This is a genomic window from Amycolatopsis anabasis, assembly GCF_009765355.1.
In the GTDB taxonomy this organism is placed as follows: domain Bacteria; phylum Actinomycetota; class Actinomycetes; order Mycobacteriales; family Pseudonocardiaceae; genus Amycolatopsis; species Amycolatopsis anabasis.
On the sequence record NZ_VTHK01000178.1, the window covers coordinates 1 to 821 of the forward strand.

Annotated in this window: 1 pseudogene; it reads right to left on the bottom strand. The window is 69.8% G+C overall.

The features are described 5' to 3' along the window. A pseudogene (locus tag FXO23_RS50600) lies at positions 1-821 on the bottom strand (DNA polymerase III subunit alpha); the annotation flags it as partial.

The window sequence follows — 821 nt, forward strand, 5'->3', positions numbered from 1 at the left end:
AGCAGGCCGATGGCCTCGCAGGACGGGTAGTCCCAGCCGGTGATGATCGAGCCGTCGTCCCGCCGCCACAACGGGATCGTGTCCACCAGGGGCTCCGCCGACATGATCACCGCGCAGGCGTGCACGCCCGCGTTGCGGATCAGGCCCTCCAGGCCGCGGGCCGTTTCGAAGATCCGGGCGACGTCCTGATCGCTTTCCAGCAGGGCGCGTACCTCGGCGGCTTCGCCGTACCGTTCGTGCTCGGGGTTCACGATGCCGGACAGCGGGATGTCCTTCGCCGCGACCGGCGGCGGGAGGGCCTTGGAGATCTTGTCCGCGATCGCGTACCCGGGCTGGCCGAAGTGCACGCGGGCGGAGTCCTTGATCGCCGCCTTGGTCTTGATGGTGCCGAACGTGATGACCTGCGCGACCCGGTCGGCGCCGTACTTGTCCGTCGCGTAGCGGAGCATCTCGCCGCGCCGGCGGTCGTCGAAGTCCATGTCGATGTCCGGCATCGACACGCGCTCCGGATTGAGGAACCGTTCGAACAGCAGGCCCAGGTCGATCGGGTCGAGGTTGGTGATGCCGAGCGCGTACGCGACCAGCGAGCCCGCCGCGGAGCCCCGGCCCGGGCCGACCCGGATGCCGACCCGCCGGGCGTGGTTCATCAGGTCGGCGACGATGAGGAAGTAGGCCGGGAAACCCTTCTGGACGATCACGTCGAGTTCGAAGTCCGCGCGATCGACGTAGCCGCCCGGGATCCCGCCCGGGAAGCGCCACTGGAGGCCCTTCAGCACCTCGTGCCGCAGCCAGGACGCCTGGTCGTGCCCCTCGGGCACCTC